This is a genomic window from Cupriavidus sp. GW823-FHT07B10 (assembly GCF_058794355.1).
Window position 1 is genome coordinate 204327 of record NZ_JBXAGS010000007.1, and the last position, 14766, is coordinate 219092.

The 14766-nt window shown below is 70.8% G+C and carries 7 protein-coding genes; 5 read left to right on the forward strand and 2 right to left on the reverse strand.

The genetic code is table 11. The features are described from left to right. Positions 1–18: 18 nt before the first annotated feature. Both AC1Q6V_RS17485 and AC1Q6V_RS17490 read right to left on the reverse strand, forming a co-directional pair. Positions 19–462: a PA2169 family four-helix-bundle protein gene (locus AC1Q6V_RS17485; RefSeq protein WP_454750250.1), complete on the reverse strand. Its 444-nt coding sequence runs from the start codon at positions 460–462 to the stop codon at positions 19–21. Positions 463–499: 37 nt separating this feature from the next. Further along, on the reverse strand, positions 500–871 hold the full coding sequence (locus AC1Q6V_RS17490; RefSeq protein WP_010814542.1) for a hypothetical protein: 372 nt from the start codon (positions 869–871) through the stop codon (positions 500–502). Positions 872–1213: 342 nt separating this feature from the next. Here AC1Q6V_RS17490 and AC1Q6V_RS17495 point away from each other — a divergent pair, with 342 nt between their 5' ends. From AC1Q6V_RS17495 to malQ, 5 genes are read left to right on the forward strand one after another with little or no spacing between them, the layout of a single operon-like run. Next, on the forward strand, positions 1214–4630 hold the full coding sequence (locus AC1Q6V_RS17495) for a maltotransferase domain-containing protein (RefSeq protein WP_454750249.1): 3417 nt from the start codon (positions 1214–1216) through the stop codon (positions 4628–4630). A 21-nt stretch (positions 4631–4651) separates the two neighbouring features. Then, positions 4652–8011 carry a maltose alpha-D-glucosyltransferase gene (gene treS, locus AC1Q6V_RS17500; RefSeq protein WP_439669133.1) on the forward strand — a complete coding sequence of 1120 codons (3360 nt, stop codon included), beginning with the start codon at positions 4652–4654 and terminating at the stop codon, positions 8009–8011. Beyond that, positions 8008–10278: a 1,4-alpha-glucan branching protein GlgB gene (gene glgB, locus AC1Q6V_RS17505; protein ID WP_010814545.1), complete on the forward strand. Its 2271-nt coding sequence runs from the start codon at positions 8008–8010 to the stop codon at positions 10276–10278. Before treS ends, glgB begins: the two co-directional genes overlap by 4 nt. Beyond that, complete coding sequence (glgX, locus tag AC1Q6V_RS17510; RefSeq protein WP_011617308.1) at positions 10275–12509, forward strand: glycogen debranching protein GlgX; 2235 nt, start codon at positions 10275–10277, stop codon at positions 12507–12509. The genes glgB and glgX overlap by 4 nt, the downstream gene beginning before the upstream one ends. After that, complete coding sequence (gene malQ / locus AC1Q6V_RS17515; RefSeq protein ID WP_011617309.1) at positions 12506–14755, forward strand: 4-alpha-glucanotransferase; 2250 nt, start codon at positions 12506–12508, stop codon at positions 14753–14755. The genes glgX and malQ overlap by 4 nt, the downstream gene beginning before the upstream one ends. Positions 14756–14766: the final 11 nt, after the last annotated feature.

Genomic DNA, 14766 nt, shown 5'->3' on the forward strand with positions numbered 1-14766 from the left:
TGCGGTCTCGGCCGGCGGCTACGGGCTTGCCTGCGGCGTCCGGTACTGCTGCTGCAGCACGCGAAACAACTCGTGGCTGACCTGCACCCCACGGTACTGGCGGCGCACCAGGGCGCGCAGGCGCGAGCCCAGCACCTGCGTGCGCAGCGCCCGCGCATAGCGTCGCTGCACGGCGTGTTCACGCTTGCTGACCGCCTGCAGGATGGACCGGTCCGAGCCGTGCTTGCCGATCGCGCTTCCGGCCGACGCAGCCGGGGCTGCCGTCATGTCGGGCAGCTGCCCCAGGTCAAGCAGGCACGCCTGCAGCTCCTGCGCCGCTTGCGCAAACGCATTGGCGCGGCTGGTGAGCAGCGATTTCAGGTGGGGATTGGCCGCGGCCAGCGCTGCGACGCGGCAGCCAAGCTCGCCTTCGCGCGATGCCGCAATCAGCGCATTGAGCAACAGGATCTTCTTCTTCGCCATGACACACCTGCCCTGGTCCGCGCGCGGACCCGTGAAGTCACCGATCGGGGCCGGCTGCCGCCGGCGGTTGCTCGCTCGCGCCGGACGTGCGCCGCACGCCGGGCTCGTGCAAGGATAGCGGCTCGTCCCGCGCGCCGCCAGTGGCCGCAAGCGCGCGCTGCGAGGCGGGCGGCCACGCCTTGCGGGCCTCGCGCATGCCGCGCAGGTTCATCGCGATCAGCGCCAGCTGCAGGACCACCAGCGCATTGGCGCCGCCGTGCCAGCCCCAGGCAATCCACAGCACGTTGCTGGCAAGAAAGACCCAGAAGCCGGCGCGCCGGCGCGCGCTCCGGCGTGAGCCGACCAGCCAGGTGGCCACCACCGTCACCACCATCGCCGGCCATTGCGCTGCCTCCAGCCACCAGTCCATGCGTCTCCTTCCGCGGCCTTCCCACCGTGCCGGGAACAACACGCGCTGCCAGACAGCGGCAAGAAGCGTACCGGCTGGACACCGCGCCCGCATCGGCCTCATTGCCCTGCGCGTTCTTTCCATCGGCACGGCGCGCGCCGGTAGTTTTTACAAGCAGTAAGGCATCGCGCACATGAGATGCCGTGGCGCTTGCCCTTGAGGTGCCTTGGCTGGGCGCGCAATTGGAGACTGGCCGGGCGCGCTGGCACGCACTTCGCATGGCTGTGCCATCCCGCCGGCTGGCCGCAAGGCGCCGGAGCGGGATTTTGTTGCTCCGTCGGAGCGAAACACCGGGAGGATTTTGTGCGGATCTGCCAGATCGACCTGACCGGAACGCCCGATGCCGATGAACACGCGCTCCAGCGCGTGGCGGCACTGGGCTTCGACCACGTACTGATCGGCGGCTGGCCGCACCTGCCCGGCGAAGACGCTTTCGCGGCTTGCGCCCGGCACGGGCTGGCCCCGCTGCTCGACATCTCACTGGACCGCTATGCGGTCGACCCCGCCGACGGCACCGGGCCAGCACCCGACCCTGGCTGGATCGACAGTGCGCTCCCAGCCTTCGCCCCACACGAGACCGACAGCCACATCCCCGGCGCGCGCCTGCGCTGGCATGACCAGCAAGCGGCCGAGGCGCTGGTGCAGTGGTGGGCGGCCCGGCTGCGCCAGGCCTGGGCGGCAGGCGCGGCGGGCTTCTGCTGCCGTGCGCCGGCACGCGTGCACGGCAGGCATTGGGCCGCGGTGACCGGCACGCTGCGCAGCGATGCTGTGCCGGCACAGGCGCGCGGTGCGCCATGCTTCCTGGCATGGACGCCCGGGCTGACGCCGGCGCTACTGGACGATCTCGCGCCCGCCGGCTTCGACGGCGCATTCTGCTCGCTGCCGTGGTGGGATTTTCGCAGCCCCTGGCTGACCGAGGAAATCGCGCGGCTGCGCCCCTTCGGCCGGGTGCTGGCCGCCCCAGCGCTGACGCCGGCAAGCCATGACGCACTCAGCGCGCGGCGTGCGCTGTGGACCGCCGCGGCGATCGGCGACGGCATCCTGGTGCCGGCCGGCTTCGAGACCGGCGGCGCGCTGGCACGCGACCCGCTGGCCACGGATGGTGCCCCGCATCAGGGCGCGCCGTACGACATCACCCACGAGCTGCTGGAAACCAATACCTGGCTGGCTGCGCGCGATCCGGCGCCGGCACTGGCCGTGCGCCTGCTGAGCGGACCCGACGCGCCGCTGACGGTGCTGGCACGGCTGCCTGTGCCGGACGGCGCCTGCCCCGCTCCCGACGCCGCCGGCACCCGTAGCGACCCTGAGGTACCGGACGGTGCCCCCGCCCTGGCAGTGGTGCTCAATCCAGACCCCGCGGCGCCCGGCACGCTGGGCGCCGACCGCGTGCTGAGCGCGCTGCCGCACGCCAGCGCGCACCTGGAATCGTCACTGGGCGGCCCGGGCGGGACGGTCGATGCCAACCACCGGCTCGATGCGCTGGCCAGCATCACGCTGGCACCGGCCGATATCCGCCTCTACGAAGTGCCCCCGGTGCCCCTGACGCGGCCCGGCATGCCGGCAGCCGACGCGCGCGCGCCGCACGGCCATGAAACGCTGGCCGCCACCGGCCTGGGCAGCGTGGTGGCGGCAATGGAGGCCCCGCGGATCGCCATCGAGCACGTCGAGCCCGCCTGCAACGAAGGCCGCTTCGCGGTGCGGCGCGTGGTGGGCGAGCGCGTGACCGTCAGTGCCGATATCTGGATGGATGGCCACGACAAGCTTGCCGCCACGGTGTTGTGGCGTGCGCCGGGCGAGACTGGCTGGCACCAGGCGCCGATGCAGCCCGTGATCAACGACCGCTGGGAAGGCAGTTTCCCGCTGGTGGCGCTGGGCCGGCATGAATTCACGGTCGAGGCCTGGCGCGACACCTTCGCCAGCTGGCTCGACGAGATCGGCAAGAAGCGCGCGGCCGGCCTCAACGTGGCGCTGGAGATCGAGGAAGGCGCGCGGCTGGTGGCCGATGCGCTGCTGCAGCCTGCCAGGAACGGGAAGCAGGGCAATGGCGGGAAGAACACCCGGACGGCAACCGCGGACACCGAGCTCTCAGCCATCGTCGACGAACTGATCACCGCTGCCGGCGATGACGCTCGCCGGCAGGAGATCCTGCTGTCGCCACGCACCGAGGCCGCGATGCAGGCAGTGATGGCAACCCCGGCGGGTCGCCCGTTTGCCTCGCGTCATCCGGTGGCCATGCCGGTCGAGGCCGATCGCCTGGCCGCGCGCTACGCCAGCTGGTACGAGCTGTTCCCGCGCTCGCAAAGCAACGACGAGACCCGCCACGGCACCTTCGACGATGTCATCGCCAGGCTGCCCGCGATTCGCGCGATGGGCTTCGACGTGCTCTACTTCACGCCGATCCACCCGATCGGCCGCACCCACCGCAAGGGCCGCAACAACAGCCTGCGCGCCGAGCCGGGCGATCACGGCAGCCCCTACGCCATCGGCGGCAAGGAAGGCGGCCACGATGCGCTGCATCCCGAGCTCGGCACCTTTGAAGACTTCCGCCGCCTGCGCGACGCGGCGGCCAGACATGGCCTGGAGCTGGCACTGGACTTCGCCATCCAGTGCTCGCCCGACCATCCGTGGCTGCGCGACCACCCGGAATGGTTCGCACACCGCCCGGACGGTTCGCTGCGCTATGCCGAGAACCCGCCCAAGAAGTACGAGGACATCGTCAACGTCGATTTCTACGCCGCAGCGCCCGCGGGCGCAGCGCTATGGCAGGCCCTGCGCGACGTGGTGATGTTCTGGGCCGACCAGGGCGTGCGCATCTTCCGCGTCGACAACCCGCACACCAAGCCGCTGCCGTTCTGGGAGTGGATGATCGCCGACGTGCGCGCGCGCCACCCCGACACCATCTTCCTGGCCGAGGCCTTCACCCGGCCCAAGATGATGGCGCGGCTGGCCAAGCTGGGCTTCAGCCAGTCATACACGTACTTCACCTGGCGCAATGCCAAGTGGGAGCTGACCGAATACCTGACCGAGCTGACGCAAAGCCCGCTGCGCGACTTCTTCCGGCCTCACTTCTTCGTCAACACCCCTGACATCAACCCCTACTTCCTGCACCAGGGCGGGCGCCCCGCGTTCCTGATCCGCGCGGCGCTGGCCACACTGCTGTCGGGGCTGTGGGGCATGTACAGCGGCTTCGAGTTGTGCGAGAGCGCGCCCTTTGTGCTGAACGGCAAGGTGCGCGAGGAATATCTCGATTCCGAGAAATACCAGCTGCGCGTGCGCGACTGGCAGCAGCCCGGCAATATCGTCGCGGAGATCTCACGGCTCAACGAGATCCGCGCCGGGCACCCGGCGCTGCAGAACCACCTGGGGCTGCGCTTCTACCATGCCGGCAGCGACGCCGTGCTGTGGTTCGCGCGCTTCATGCCGGGCACCGACTACCTGTTCGGCGACGACGTGCTGCTGGCCGCGATCAACCTGGATCCGCGCACGGCGCACGAGACCGACATCGAAATCCCGTTGTGGGAATGGGGGCTGCCCGACCACGCCGGCCTGGCGGTGCACGACCTGATGCACGGCCGGCGCTTCGAGCTGCGCGGCAAGCACCAGCGCATCCGGCTCGATCCGGCGCAACTGCCGTTCACGGTCTGGCATGTGCGCCCGCTGGAGCGCCCCGCTCCCCGCCCACCCGCGGCGCCGGCCTCGACCGACCCGCACGGCGCCTGACAGGCATACGTGGAGACACGGATGAAACGCCTTACCGAAACCGGCAGTGCCGCCCTGCTCAACGCCGATCCGCTCTGGTACAAGGACGCGATCATCTACCAGCTCCACATCAAGTCCTTCTACGACGCCAACGGCGACGGCGTGGGCGATTTTGCCGGGTTGCTGGCCAAGCTCGACTACCTGGTCAACCTGGGTGTGGACACGGTCTGGCTGCTGCCGTTCTATCCGTCGCCGCGCCGCGACGACGGCTACGACATCGCCGACTACCGCAACGTCCACCCCGACTACGGCACGCTGGCCGAGGCGCGCCGCTTTATCGCCGCGGCGCACGCGCGCGGACTGCGCGTGATCACCGAGCTGGTGATCAACCACACCTCCGACCAGCATCCGTGGTTCCAGCGCGCGCGCGCCGCCAAGCCCGGCTCGGCGGCACGGCGCTACTACGTGTGGTCGGACCATGACCAGGCCTACGCCGGCACCCGCATCATCTTCTGCGACACCGAGAAGTCCAACTGGAGCTGGGACCCGGTGGCGGGCGCCTACTTCTGGCACCGCTTCTACTCGCACCAGCCGGACCTGAACTTCGACAACCCGCAGGTGCTCAACGAGGTGCTGTCGGTGATGCGCTACTGGCTCGACATGGGCGTCGACGGGCTGCGCCTGGACGCGGTGCCCTACCTGGTCGAGCGCGAAGGCACCAGCAACGAGAACCTGCCCGAGACCCATGCCGTCATCCGCCATATCCGTGCCCACCTGGACGCGCGCTTCCCCGGCCGCATGCTGCTGGCAGAAGCCAATATGTGGCCGGAGGACGCGCAGCAGTACTTTGGCCTGACCGGGCCGGAGCCGGAAGGCGACGAATGCCACATGGCCTTCCACTTCCCGCTGATGCCGCGCATGTACATGGCGATCGCGCGCGAAGACCGCTTCCCGATCACCGACATCATGCGCCAGACGCCGGAGGTGCCGCCCAACTGCCAGTGGGCCATCTTCCTGCGCAACCATGACGAACTGACGCTGGAGATGGTGACCAGCAGCGAGCGCGACTACCTGTGGGAGGTCTACGCCACCGACCGGCGCGCCCGCATCAACCTGGGCATCCGCCGCCGGCTGGCACCCCTGATGGAGCGCGACCGCCGCCGCATCGAGCTGATGAACAGCCTGCTGTTCTCGATGCCGGGCACGCCGGTGATCTACTACGGCGACGAGATCGGCATGGGCGACAACATCCACCTGGGCGACCGCGACGGCGTGCGCACGCCGATGCAGTGGTCACCCGACCGCAACGGCGGCTTCTCGCACGCCGACCCCGAGCGCCTGGTGCTGCCGCCGCTGCAAGGCCCGCTGTATGGCTACGAAGCCGTCAACGTCGAGGCGCAGGCGCGCGACCCGCATTCGCTGCTGAACTGGATGCGGCGCATGCTGGCGCTGCGGCGCAAGCACCGCGCCTTCGGCCGCGGCACGCTGCGCTTCCTGTTTCCGGGCAACCGCAAGATCCTGGCCTACCTGCGCGAATACGAGGACGAGCACATCATGTGCGTGGCCAACCTGTCGCGCGCGCCGCAGGCCGTCGAACTGGACCTGTCCGCCTTCAACGGCCGCGTGCCGGTGGAGATGATGGGCGCCACGCCGTTCCCGGCCATCGGCACGCTGACCTACCTGCTCACGCTGCCGCCTTACGGCTTCTACTGGTTCGTACTCAGTGACGAGGCGCAGCCCCCGTCATGGCACGTGGAAGCACCCGAGCAGATGCCGGACCAGATCACCCTGGTGATGCAGAACACGAGCCGGCCGGAGCTGACCGACGCCTCGCGCCGCATCATGGCCAGCGACGTGCTGCCGCACTACATCAGCCGGCGCCGCTGGTTCGGCGCCAAGCACGAGCGCATCGAGCGCATCGACCTGGCGTACCTGCTGCCATTTGCGCGCGGCAGCAGCGGCGAAGATGTCTACCTGGGCGAGGTGGAGGTGACCCTGCCTGGCCGCACCGAACGCTACCAGCTGCCGCTGGGCATCCTGTGGGACCGCGAGAGCGCCGACAGCGTGTCGCAGCTGGCACATGGACTGTCGATGGCGCGCGTGCGCCAGGGCAGCCGCGTGGGGCTGGCCACCGACGGTTTCGTGGTCGAGCCCTTTGCGCGCGAGGTGGTGCGCGCGCTGCGCAATGACGTGCAGGTGCACGCCGGCAACGACATCATCCACTTCCGCGCCGAAGCCGGCCTGGCCGCGCTGGAACTGGAGCGCGACCCGATCGAATACATGTCGGCAGAGCAGTCCAACAGCTCGCTGTCCTATAACAACACCGCCGTGCTCAAGATGGTGCGCCGGGTCTCTGGCGGCATCCACCCCGAGGCCGAGATGACGCGCTACCTGACCGTGCAGGGCTATGCGCACGCGGCGCCGCTGCTGGGCGAGGTGGTGCGCACCGGACCGGATGGCGTGCCGCATACGCTGATGCTGCTGCAGGGCTATGTCCTGAACCAGGGCAATGGCTGGGACTGGACCCTGGACTACCTGGGCCGCGCCATCGATGACGCGCTGCCCTCGCAGGAGAGCGAGGACGAGTTTGCCGAGGCCATGAACGGCTATGCCGCGCTGGCTGGCACGCTCGGCCGCCGGCTCGCCGAACTCCATGCGGTGCTGGCACGGCCCAGCGGCGACGACGCGTTCGCGCCGTTGCCGGCCACCGAAGGCGATGCGCGCGCGTGGGCCGAGCAAGCCTTGCGTGCGCTGCAGCGCGCCCTGACGCGGCTGGAGTCCGCGCCCGCCACCGTGCCGGGACCGGTGCGCCAGGGCTTCGAGGCCGACGTGCAGACCCTGCTGGCCGCGCGCGACGCGCTGCCCGCGCTGGTCGAACAGCTCGCCGCTGCCGCGCCGGGCAGCCTGCAGACACGCATCCACGGCGACTTCCACCTGGGCCAGGTGCTGATTGCGCAGAACGACACCTACCTGGTCGACTTCGAAGGCGAGCCCGGCCTGCCGCTGGACTGGCGCCGGCGCAAGACCTCGCCGCTGCGCGATGTGGCCGGGCTGCTGCGCTCGCTTGACTACGCCGCGGCCACGGTCGGCACCGACCGCCAGGAGCGCACCCACAGCGAACTGCCGCCGCAGCTGGCCGAACGCCGCGCGGTGCTGCTGGAGCGCTTCCGCAGCACCGCCAGCGAAGCCCTCCTGAACTGCTACCACCTGCACATGCAGGACTCGGGCACACCCTGGGTCGCGCCCGGCCAGCTGCAGCCATTGCTGGACCTGTTCCTGCTGGAACGGGCAGCCTATGAGGTCGACTACGAAGCCGCCAACCGCGTGGCTTGGATCGACCTGCCGGTCAGCGGCCTGGCGCGCCTGGTGCGCAAGCTGCTGGCGCCGGGAGACCAGCCATGACCCCCGCCCATGGCACGCAGCCCGGCATGCTGCCGGGCCACGAGTTCGAGGCCTTGCTTGGTGCGCGCCACCATGATCCGTTTGCCGTGCTGGGCCCGCACCCTGACGGCGACGGCACGCTGGTGCGCGCCTGCCTGCCAGGGGCGGCGTCGGTGCAGCTGACCGATGCGGGCGGCACGCCACTGGCGGAGATGGCACGGCTGCATGGCGGCGGCGTCTTCGCCGCGCGGCTGCCGCGCGAATACAAGGGCGGTGCGCCCGATTACCGGCTGCGCGTGCAATGGTCCGACGGCAGCGGGCAGTGCGGCGCCGACCCTTACGCCTTTGGCCTGCTGCTGGGTGAGCTGGACCTGCACCTGATCGCCGAGGGCCGCCACTTCGAGCTCGGCGCCTGCCTGGGCGCGCAGTGGCAGCGCGTGGACGGCATCGACGGCGTGCGCTTTGCCGTATGGGCGCCGAACGCGCGGCGGGTCTCTGTGATCGCTGACTTCAACGGCTGGCATCCGGCGCGGCACCCGATGCGGCTGCGCCACCCCAGCGGCATCTGGGAGCTGTTCATCCCCGCCGCACTGGGCGCGCAGCCCGGCAGCCGCTACAAGTACGACCTGCTCGACCCGCACGGCACCGAGCTGCCGGACAAGGCCGACCCGCTCGCGCTGGCCACCGAGGCGCCCCCCGCCACCGCCTCGGTGGTGGCCGGACCGGGCCAGGGCGCGCCCCCCTTCGCCTGGCATGACGCCGACTGGATGGCGCGCCGCGGCGGCGCCGATCCCTACGCAGCGCCGATGTCGGTCTACGAGGTCCACGCTCTGTCGTGGCTGCGCGCGGCCAACGACACGCAGCGCGGCTGGGAGATCCTGGCCGAGCGGCTGGTGCCATACGTGCAGGAACTGGGCTTTACGCATATCGAACTGCTGCCGATCACCGAGCATCCGTTCGGCGGCTCGTGGGGCTACCAGCCGCTGTCGCTGTATGCGCCCACCGCGCGGCTGGGGCCGCCGCAGGCCTTCGCCGCCTTTATCGACCGCTGCCACCAGGCCGGCATCGGCGTGCTCCTGGACTGGGTGCCCGCGCACTTCCCGACCGATCCGCACGGGCTGGCGCGCTTCGACGGCACCGCCCTGTATGAGCACGAGGACCCGCGCGAAGGCTTCCACCAGGACTGGAACACCCTGATCTACAACCTCGGCCGCAACGAGGTGCGCGGCTTCCTGCTGGCCGGCGCGCTGCACTGGCTGGAGCACTTCCACGCCGACGGCCTGCGCGTGGACGCGGTGGCATCCATGCTCTACCGCGACTACAGCCGCGAGCCCGGCCAGTGGGTGCCGAACCGCTTCGGCGGCCGGGAAAACCTGGAAGCCATCGACTTCCTGCGCGAACTGAACGCCGTGGTCCACGAACGCTGCCCCGGTGCGCTGACCATCGCCGAAGAATCCACCGCCTGGCCCGGCGTGACCGCCAGCGTCGCCAGCGGCGGGCTTGGCTTCGACTTCAAGTGGAACATGGGCTGGATGCACGACACGCTGCATTATCTCGGTCACGAGCCCGTCCATCGCGCCTGGCACCACCAGGACATGACCTTCGGGCTGGTCTATGCGTGGTCCGAGGCCTTCGTGCTGCCGCTGTCGCATGACGAGGTGGTGCACGGCAAGGCCTCGATGATCGGCAAGGTGCCCGGCGACGAGTGGCAGCGCTTTGCCGGCCTGCGCGCCTACTACGGCTTCATGTGGGCGCACCCGGGCAAGAAGCTGCTGTTCATGGGCGGCGAACTGGCGCAGTGGCAGGAATGGAACCACGATGCCGAGCTTGACTGGGCCTTGCTGGACCACCCCATGCACCGCGGCATGCACACGCTGGTGCGGGATCTGAACCGCCTCTACCGGGAGCTGCCCGCGCTGCATGCGCTGGACCACCGCCCGGAAGGCTTCCAGTGGGTGGTGGGCGACGACAACCATAACAGCGTGTTTGCGTGGCTGCGCCGCGCGGGCCCATACAGCCGCGAAGTGGTGCTGGTGGTGGTCAACATGACCCCGGTGCCGCGCTATGGCTACCGGCTCGGGGTGCCGTATGCCGGCGCCTGGCAGGAATGCCTGAATACCGATGCCGCCGTGTATGGCGGCACCAATGTCGGCAACAGCGGCGCGGTAGCGGCAGTGGACGTGCCTTCGCACGGGCAGCCGGCTTCGCTCGCGCTGACGCTGCCGCCGCTGGCCACGCTGGTGCTGCGCTTCGATCCTGGTGGCGGCATCCAGGGCGCATCGACATGAGCCGACAGTTCGCGGACCGGCTGCTGCCGGGCAAGCCGTATCCCCTCGGGGCCCACTGGGACGGCCTGGGTGTCAATTTCGCGGTGTTCTCGGCCCATGCCTCGCGCATCGACCTGTGCCTGTTCTCCGACAACGGGCGCAAGGAGCTGGCGCGCCTGCAGCTGCCGGAACGCACCGACGAGATCTGGCACGGCTACCTGCCCGATGCGGCGCTCGGCACGCTGTACGGCTACCGCGCGCACGGCCCCTACGATCCCGCGCACGGCCACCGCTTCAACCCGCACAAGCTGCTGCTCGACCCGTATGCGCGCCAGTTGAGCGGCCCGGTGCGCTGGTCCGATGCGCTGTTCGGCTACCGCCTGCAAAGCGCGCGCGGCGACCTGACACCGGACCGCCGCGACAGCGCCCCCACCATGCCCAAGGCGGTGGTGGTCGACGAGAGCTTCCACTGGGGCGACGACCGCCCGCCCGCGGTGCCGTGGCCGTCCACCGTCATCTATGAAGCCCACCTGCGGGGCCTGTCGATGCTGCGCGGCGATCTGCTGCCCAACCTGCGCGGCTCCTTCGCCGCGCTGTGCGACCCGCGCTTTATCGACCACCTGGTGCAGCTCGGCATCACCACCGTCGAGCTGCTGCCGGTCCACGCCATCCTGCAGGACCGCTTCCTGCTGGAGCGCGGACTGCGCAACTACTGGGGCTACAACACCATGGCGTACTTCGCGCCGGAGCCCGCCTACCTGGGCACCGGGCAACTGCAGGAGTTCAAGGTGGCGATGCGGCGCCTGCACGCGGCCGGCATCGAAGTGATCCTGGACGTGGTCTACAACCATACCTGCGAGGGCAACGAGCTGGGGCCGACGGTGTCGTGGCGCGGGCTGGACAACGCCAGCTACTACCGGCTGGTGCCGGGCGACGAGCGCCACTACATCAACGACACCGGCTGCGGCAATACGCTCAACCTGTCGCATCCGCGCGTGCTGCAGATGGTGATGGACTCGTTGCGCTACTGGGTGCACTGCTACCACGTCGATGGCTTCCGCTTCGACCTGGGCACCACCCTCGGGCGCGAGGGCAACGGCTTCGATGCGGGCTCGGGCTTTTTCGATGCACTGATGCAGGATCCGGTGCTGAGCCGCGTCAAGCTGATCTCCGAGCCGTGGGACCTGGGCCCGGGCGGCTACCAGCTTGGCAACCACCCGCCCGGCTTTGCCGAGTGGAACGACAAGTTCCGCGACGTGGCGCGCCGCTTCTGGCGCGGCGACGCCGGCCACCGCGGCGAACTGGCGGCGCGGCTGGCGGCCTCGGCCGACCTCTTCGACCGCCGCCACCGGCGCCCGTGGGCCAGCATCAACTTCATCACCGCACACGACGGCTTCACGCTGGCCGACCTGGTCAGCTACAGCAGCAAGCACAACGAGGCCAACGGCGAAGACAACCGCGACGGCACCGACGACAACGCCAGCGCCAACTGGAGCCCCGACGGCAGCATCGAAGGCCCCACCGACGACCCCGCCATCCTGGCCTGCCGCGCGCGCGTGGCACAGGCACTGATGGCCACGCTGCTGCTGTCGCAGGGCACGCCGATGCTGACCGCCGGCGATGAATGGGGCCGCAGCCAGCAAGGCAACAACAACGCCTACTGCCAGGACGACGAGATCTCGTGGCTGGACTGGAAGCAGGCCCAGACGCCCGGCGCCCAGCCGCTGCAGCACATGGTGCGCCGCCTGCTGGACCTGCGCCGGCGGCTGCACTCCCTGGCCGGCGACCGCTTCGCGCACGGGCGCGAGGAACCGGCGCAGGGCATTGCCGATATTGCCTGGTTCGATACCGACGGCAAACCGCCCACCCCCGAGGAATGGGCCGACCCGGAGATCCGCACGCTCGCGCTGCGCCGCGCGGCCGCGCCGCCCCAACCGGAGCGCGCGCAGCTGGGCTCGCTGGCGCAGGACGAAGAGAACGATGCCGGCGCCGTGCAGGTAACCTTGCTGCTGCTCAACGCCGGCGATGCCGAGGCCTCCTTCCTGCTGCCCGGGCCCACGCTGGCCTGGAAACTGCTGTTCGACAGCAGCCGGCCCGACGCCACCGAGGCCGAACTCGCGAGCGAGGCGGTCGCCGACAGCCAGGCGGTGGCGGGCCACTCGCTGGTGCTGCTGGCGGCCCAGGCCCGCAGCCGCCAGAGCGCGCCCCAGGAAAGCCCGCCGCTGGGCGCGCCGCAGGAGGCACAGGCATGAGCCGGCGCGCCACCCGCCACGACACGCCCACGGCGCTGCATGCGCTGGCACTGCGCGCGGGCCTGCTGCCCCGGTGGACGGATGCCTGGAACCAGCCCCAGACCGTGTCGGACGCCGCACTGCGGCGCGTGCTGGACGGCCTGGGCCTGCCTTGCGCCACCACTGGCCAGTGCGAAGCGTCGCGCGCATGGCTTGCCTCCGATGACGCCGCGCATGCACTGCCGCCGCTGGTCACCGCCGAGCGCGGCAAGCCGGTGGCGGTGCCGTGGCCACATACCCTGCCGCAGCGGTCCTACCGGCTGACGCTGGAAGACGGCGCCATCGTCACCGGCACCGCGGAGCGTGGCAACGATGGCAGCGCGCGCGACAGCGACGGCACCATGCTGCTGCCCGCCATCGACGTATGCGGCTACCACCGCCTGGAACTCGGCGATGCGCACACCGTGCTGGCAATCGCGCCGCCGCGCTGCTACGGCGTTGCCGATGCGCTGCGGCACGCCGGCCGCGCGGGCGAACTGACCCGGCCCTGGGGCCTGGCAGTGCAGCTCTACGGCCTGCGCCGCGGCGCGCCCTGCGGCCTGGGCGACCTGAGCGCGCTGACCCAGTGCTGCATCAGCGCAGCCGGCGCCAGCGCCGACGCCGTCGCCATCAACCCGCTGCACGCCGGCTTTGCCGCCCTGCCCGAGCGCTATAGCCCGTATGCGCCGTCCAGCCGCCTGTTCCTGAATCCGCTCTATGCCGACCCCGCCGTGCAATTCGGGCAGGCCGCGGTAGACTGGGCCGTCGCCGCGCTCGGCGCGGGCGAGTCGCTGCAAGCGCTGGAAGCCCGCAGCGAGATCGACTGGGTCAAGCTGACGCCGCTGCGCTACGCCATCCTGCGGTGGCTATGGGAGCGCAGCGATGCGCTGCTGCCGCGCGCGGCGCTCGATGACTGCGCCGCCTTTCGCGCGCGCGGCGGCACCGCGCTGCACGCGCACGCATGCTACGAGGCGATCCAGGCCCGGCGCCTGGCCGACAGCGCCAACGGCATGAACCACAACCCCGCGCCTGACTGGCGCTGCTGGCCGGTCACGCTGCGCGCGCCCGGCGATGCCGCCGTGGCGGCCTTTGCACAGGCCCATGCCAATGAGGTCGCCTACCACGCTTTCCTGCAATGGATTACGGCCGACGGCATGGCACGCGCGCAGCGTGCGGCGCGCGGCGCGGGCATGGCGGTCGGCATCGTCTCCGACCTGGCGGTGGGGGCCGACCCTGGCGGCAGTCAGGCCTGGACGCGGCAACAGGAAATCCTGGCGGGCTTCCATGCCGGCGCACCGCCGGACCTGTACAACCCGCTCGGGCAGGACTGGGGCGTGGCGGTGTTCTCGCCGCGCGGGCTGCGCCGCCGCGGCTACGCGGCCTTCCTGGAGATGCTGCGCGCCAACCTGGCCCATGCCGGCGGGCTGCGCATCGACCATGTGCTGGGCCTGGCACGCATGTGGCTGGTGCCTGCCGGTGCCCCGGCCAGTGAAGGCGCCTACCTGCGCTATCCGCTGCAGGACATGTTGCGGCTGGTGGCGCTGGAATCATGGCGGCACCGCGCCATCATCATCGGCGAAAACCTGGGCACGGTGCCGCCGGAGCTGAATGCGGCGCTGTCGGCCCGTGGCGTGCTGGGCATCGATGTGCTGTGGTTCCAGCGCGAAGAGAGCGCGCCAGTGGATGCGGCCGAGGCAGCTCAGCGGGTGCCCGCCCCGGCGCCCGACACCGTGCCGGCCTTCCTGCCTCCCGCAGCCTGGCCGCCCGATGCCATCGCCACCACCTCGACCCACGACCTCCCCACAGTCACCGGCTGGTGGGCCGGCCGCGACCTTGCGTGGCGCGACCGGCTGCACCTGCTGGCGCCGGGCGAAACCCTCGCGGCGATGCAGGCCGGCCGTGCGCGCGAGCGCGGCGCGCTCTGGCAGGCGCTGTGCGCAGCGGGGCTGTGCAGCGGCGCCGTGCCGGACCCCGCCGATGCCCCGCTCGATGCCGTGCTGGCGTGGCTGGGCACCGCGCGCACCGCCATGCGCCTGGTGCCGCTGGAAGACCTGCTGGGCGAGGCCGAGCAACCCAACCTGCCCGGCACCACCAGCGTCCACCCCAACTGGCAGCGCCGGCTCGACGCCGATGTACGTGCGCTGTTCGATACCCCGATGGTGCGGGCGCGCGCCAACGCCCTGCGCGGCGGCCGCCACGGCGCACGCCATCCGCCGCCACGCGCGTAGCCACGGCTCGC

What these genes read in the sequence shown, in the direction of transcription:
- AC1Q6V_RS17485 (WP_454750250.1), bottom strand. Translation starts at nt 462, where the DNA reads ATGGCGAAGAAGAAGATCCTGTTGCTCAATGCGCTGATTGCGGCATCG.
- AC1Q6V_RS17490 (WP_010814542.1), bottom strand. Translation starts at nt 871, where the DNA reads ATGGACTGGTGGCTGGAGGCAGCGCAATGGCCGGCGATGGTGGTGACG.
- treS (WP_439669133.1), top strand. Translation starts at nt 4,652, where the DNA reads ATGAAACGCCTTACCGAAACCGGCAGTGCCGCCCTGCTCAACGCCGAT.
- glgB (WP_010814545.1), top strand. Translation starts at nt 8,008, where the DNA reads ATGACCCCCGCCCATGGCACGCAGCCCGGCATGCTGCCGGGCCACGAG.
- glgX (WP_011617308.1), top strand. Translation starts at nt 10,275, where the DNA reads ATGAGCCGACAGTTCGCGGACCGGCTGCTGCCGGGCAAGCCGTATCCC.
- malQ (WP_011617309.1), top strand. Translation starts at nt 12,506, where the DNA reads ATGAGCCGGCGCGCCACCCGCCACGACACGCCCACGGCGCTGCATGCG.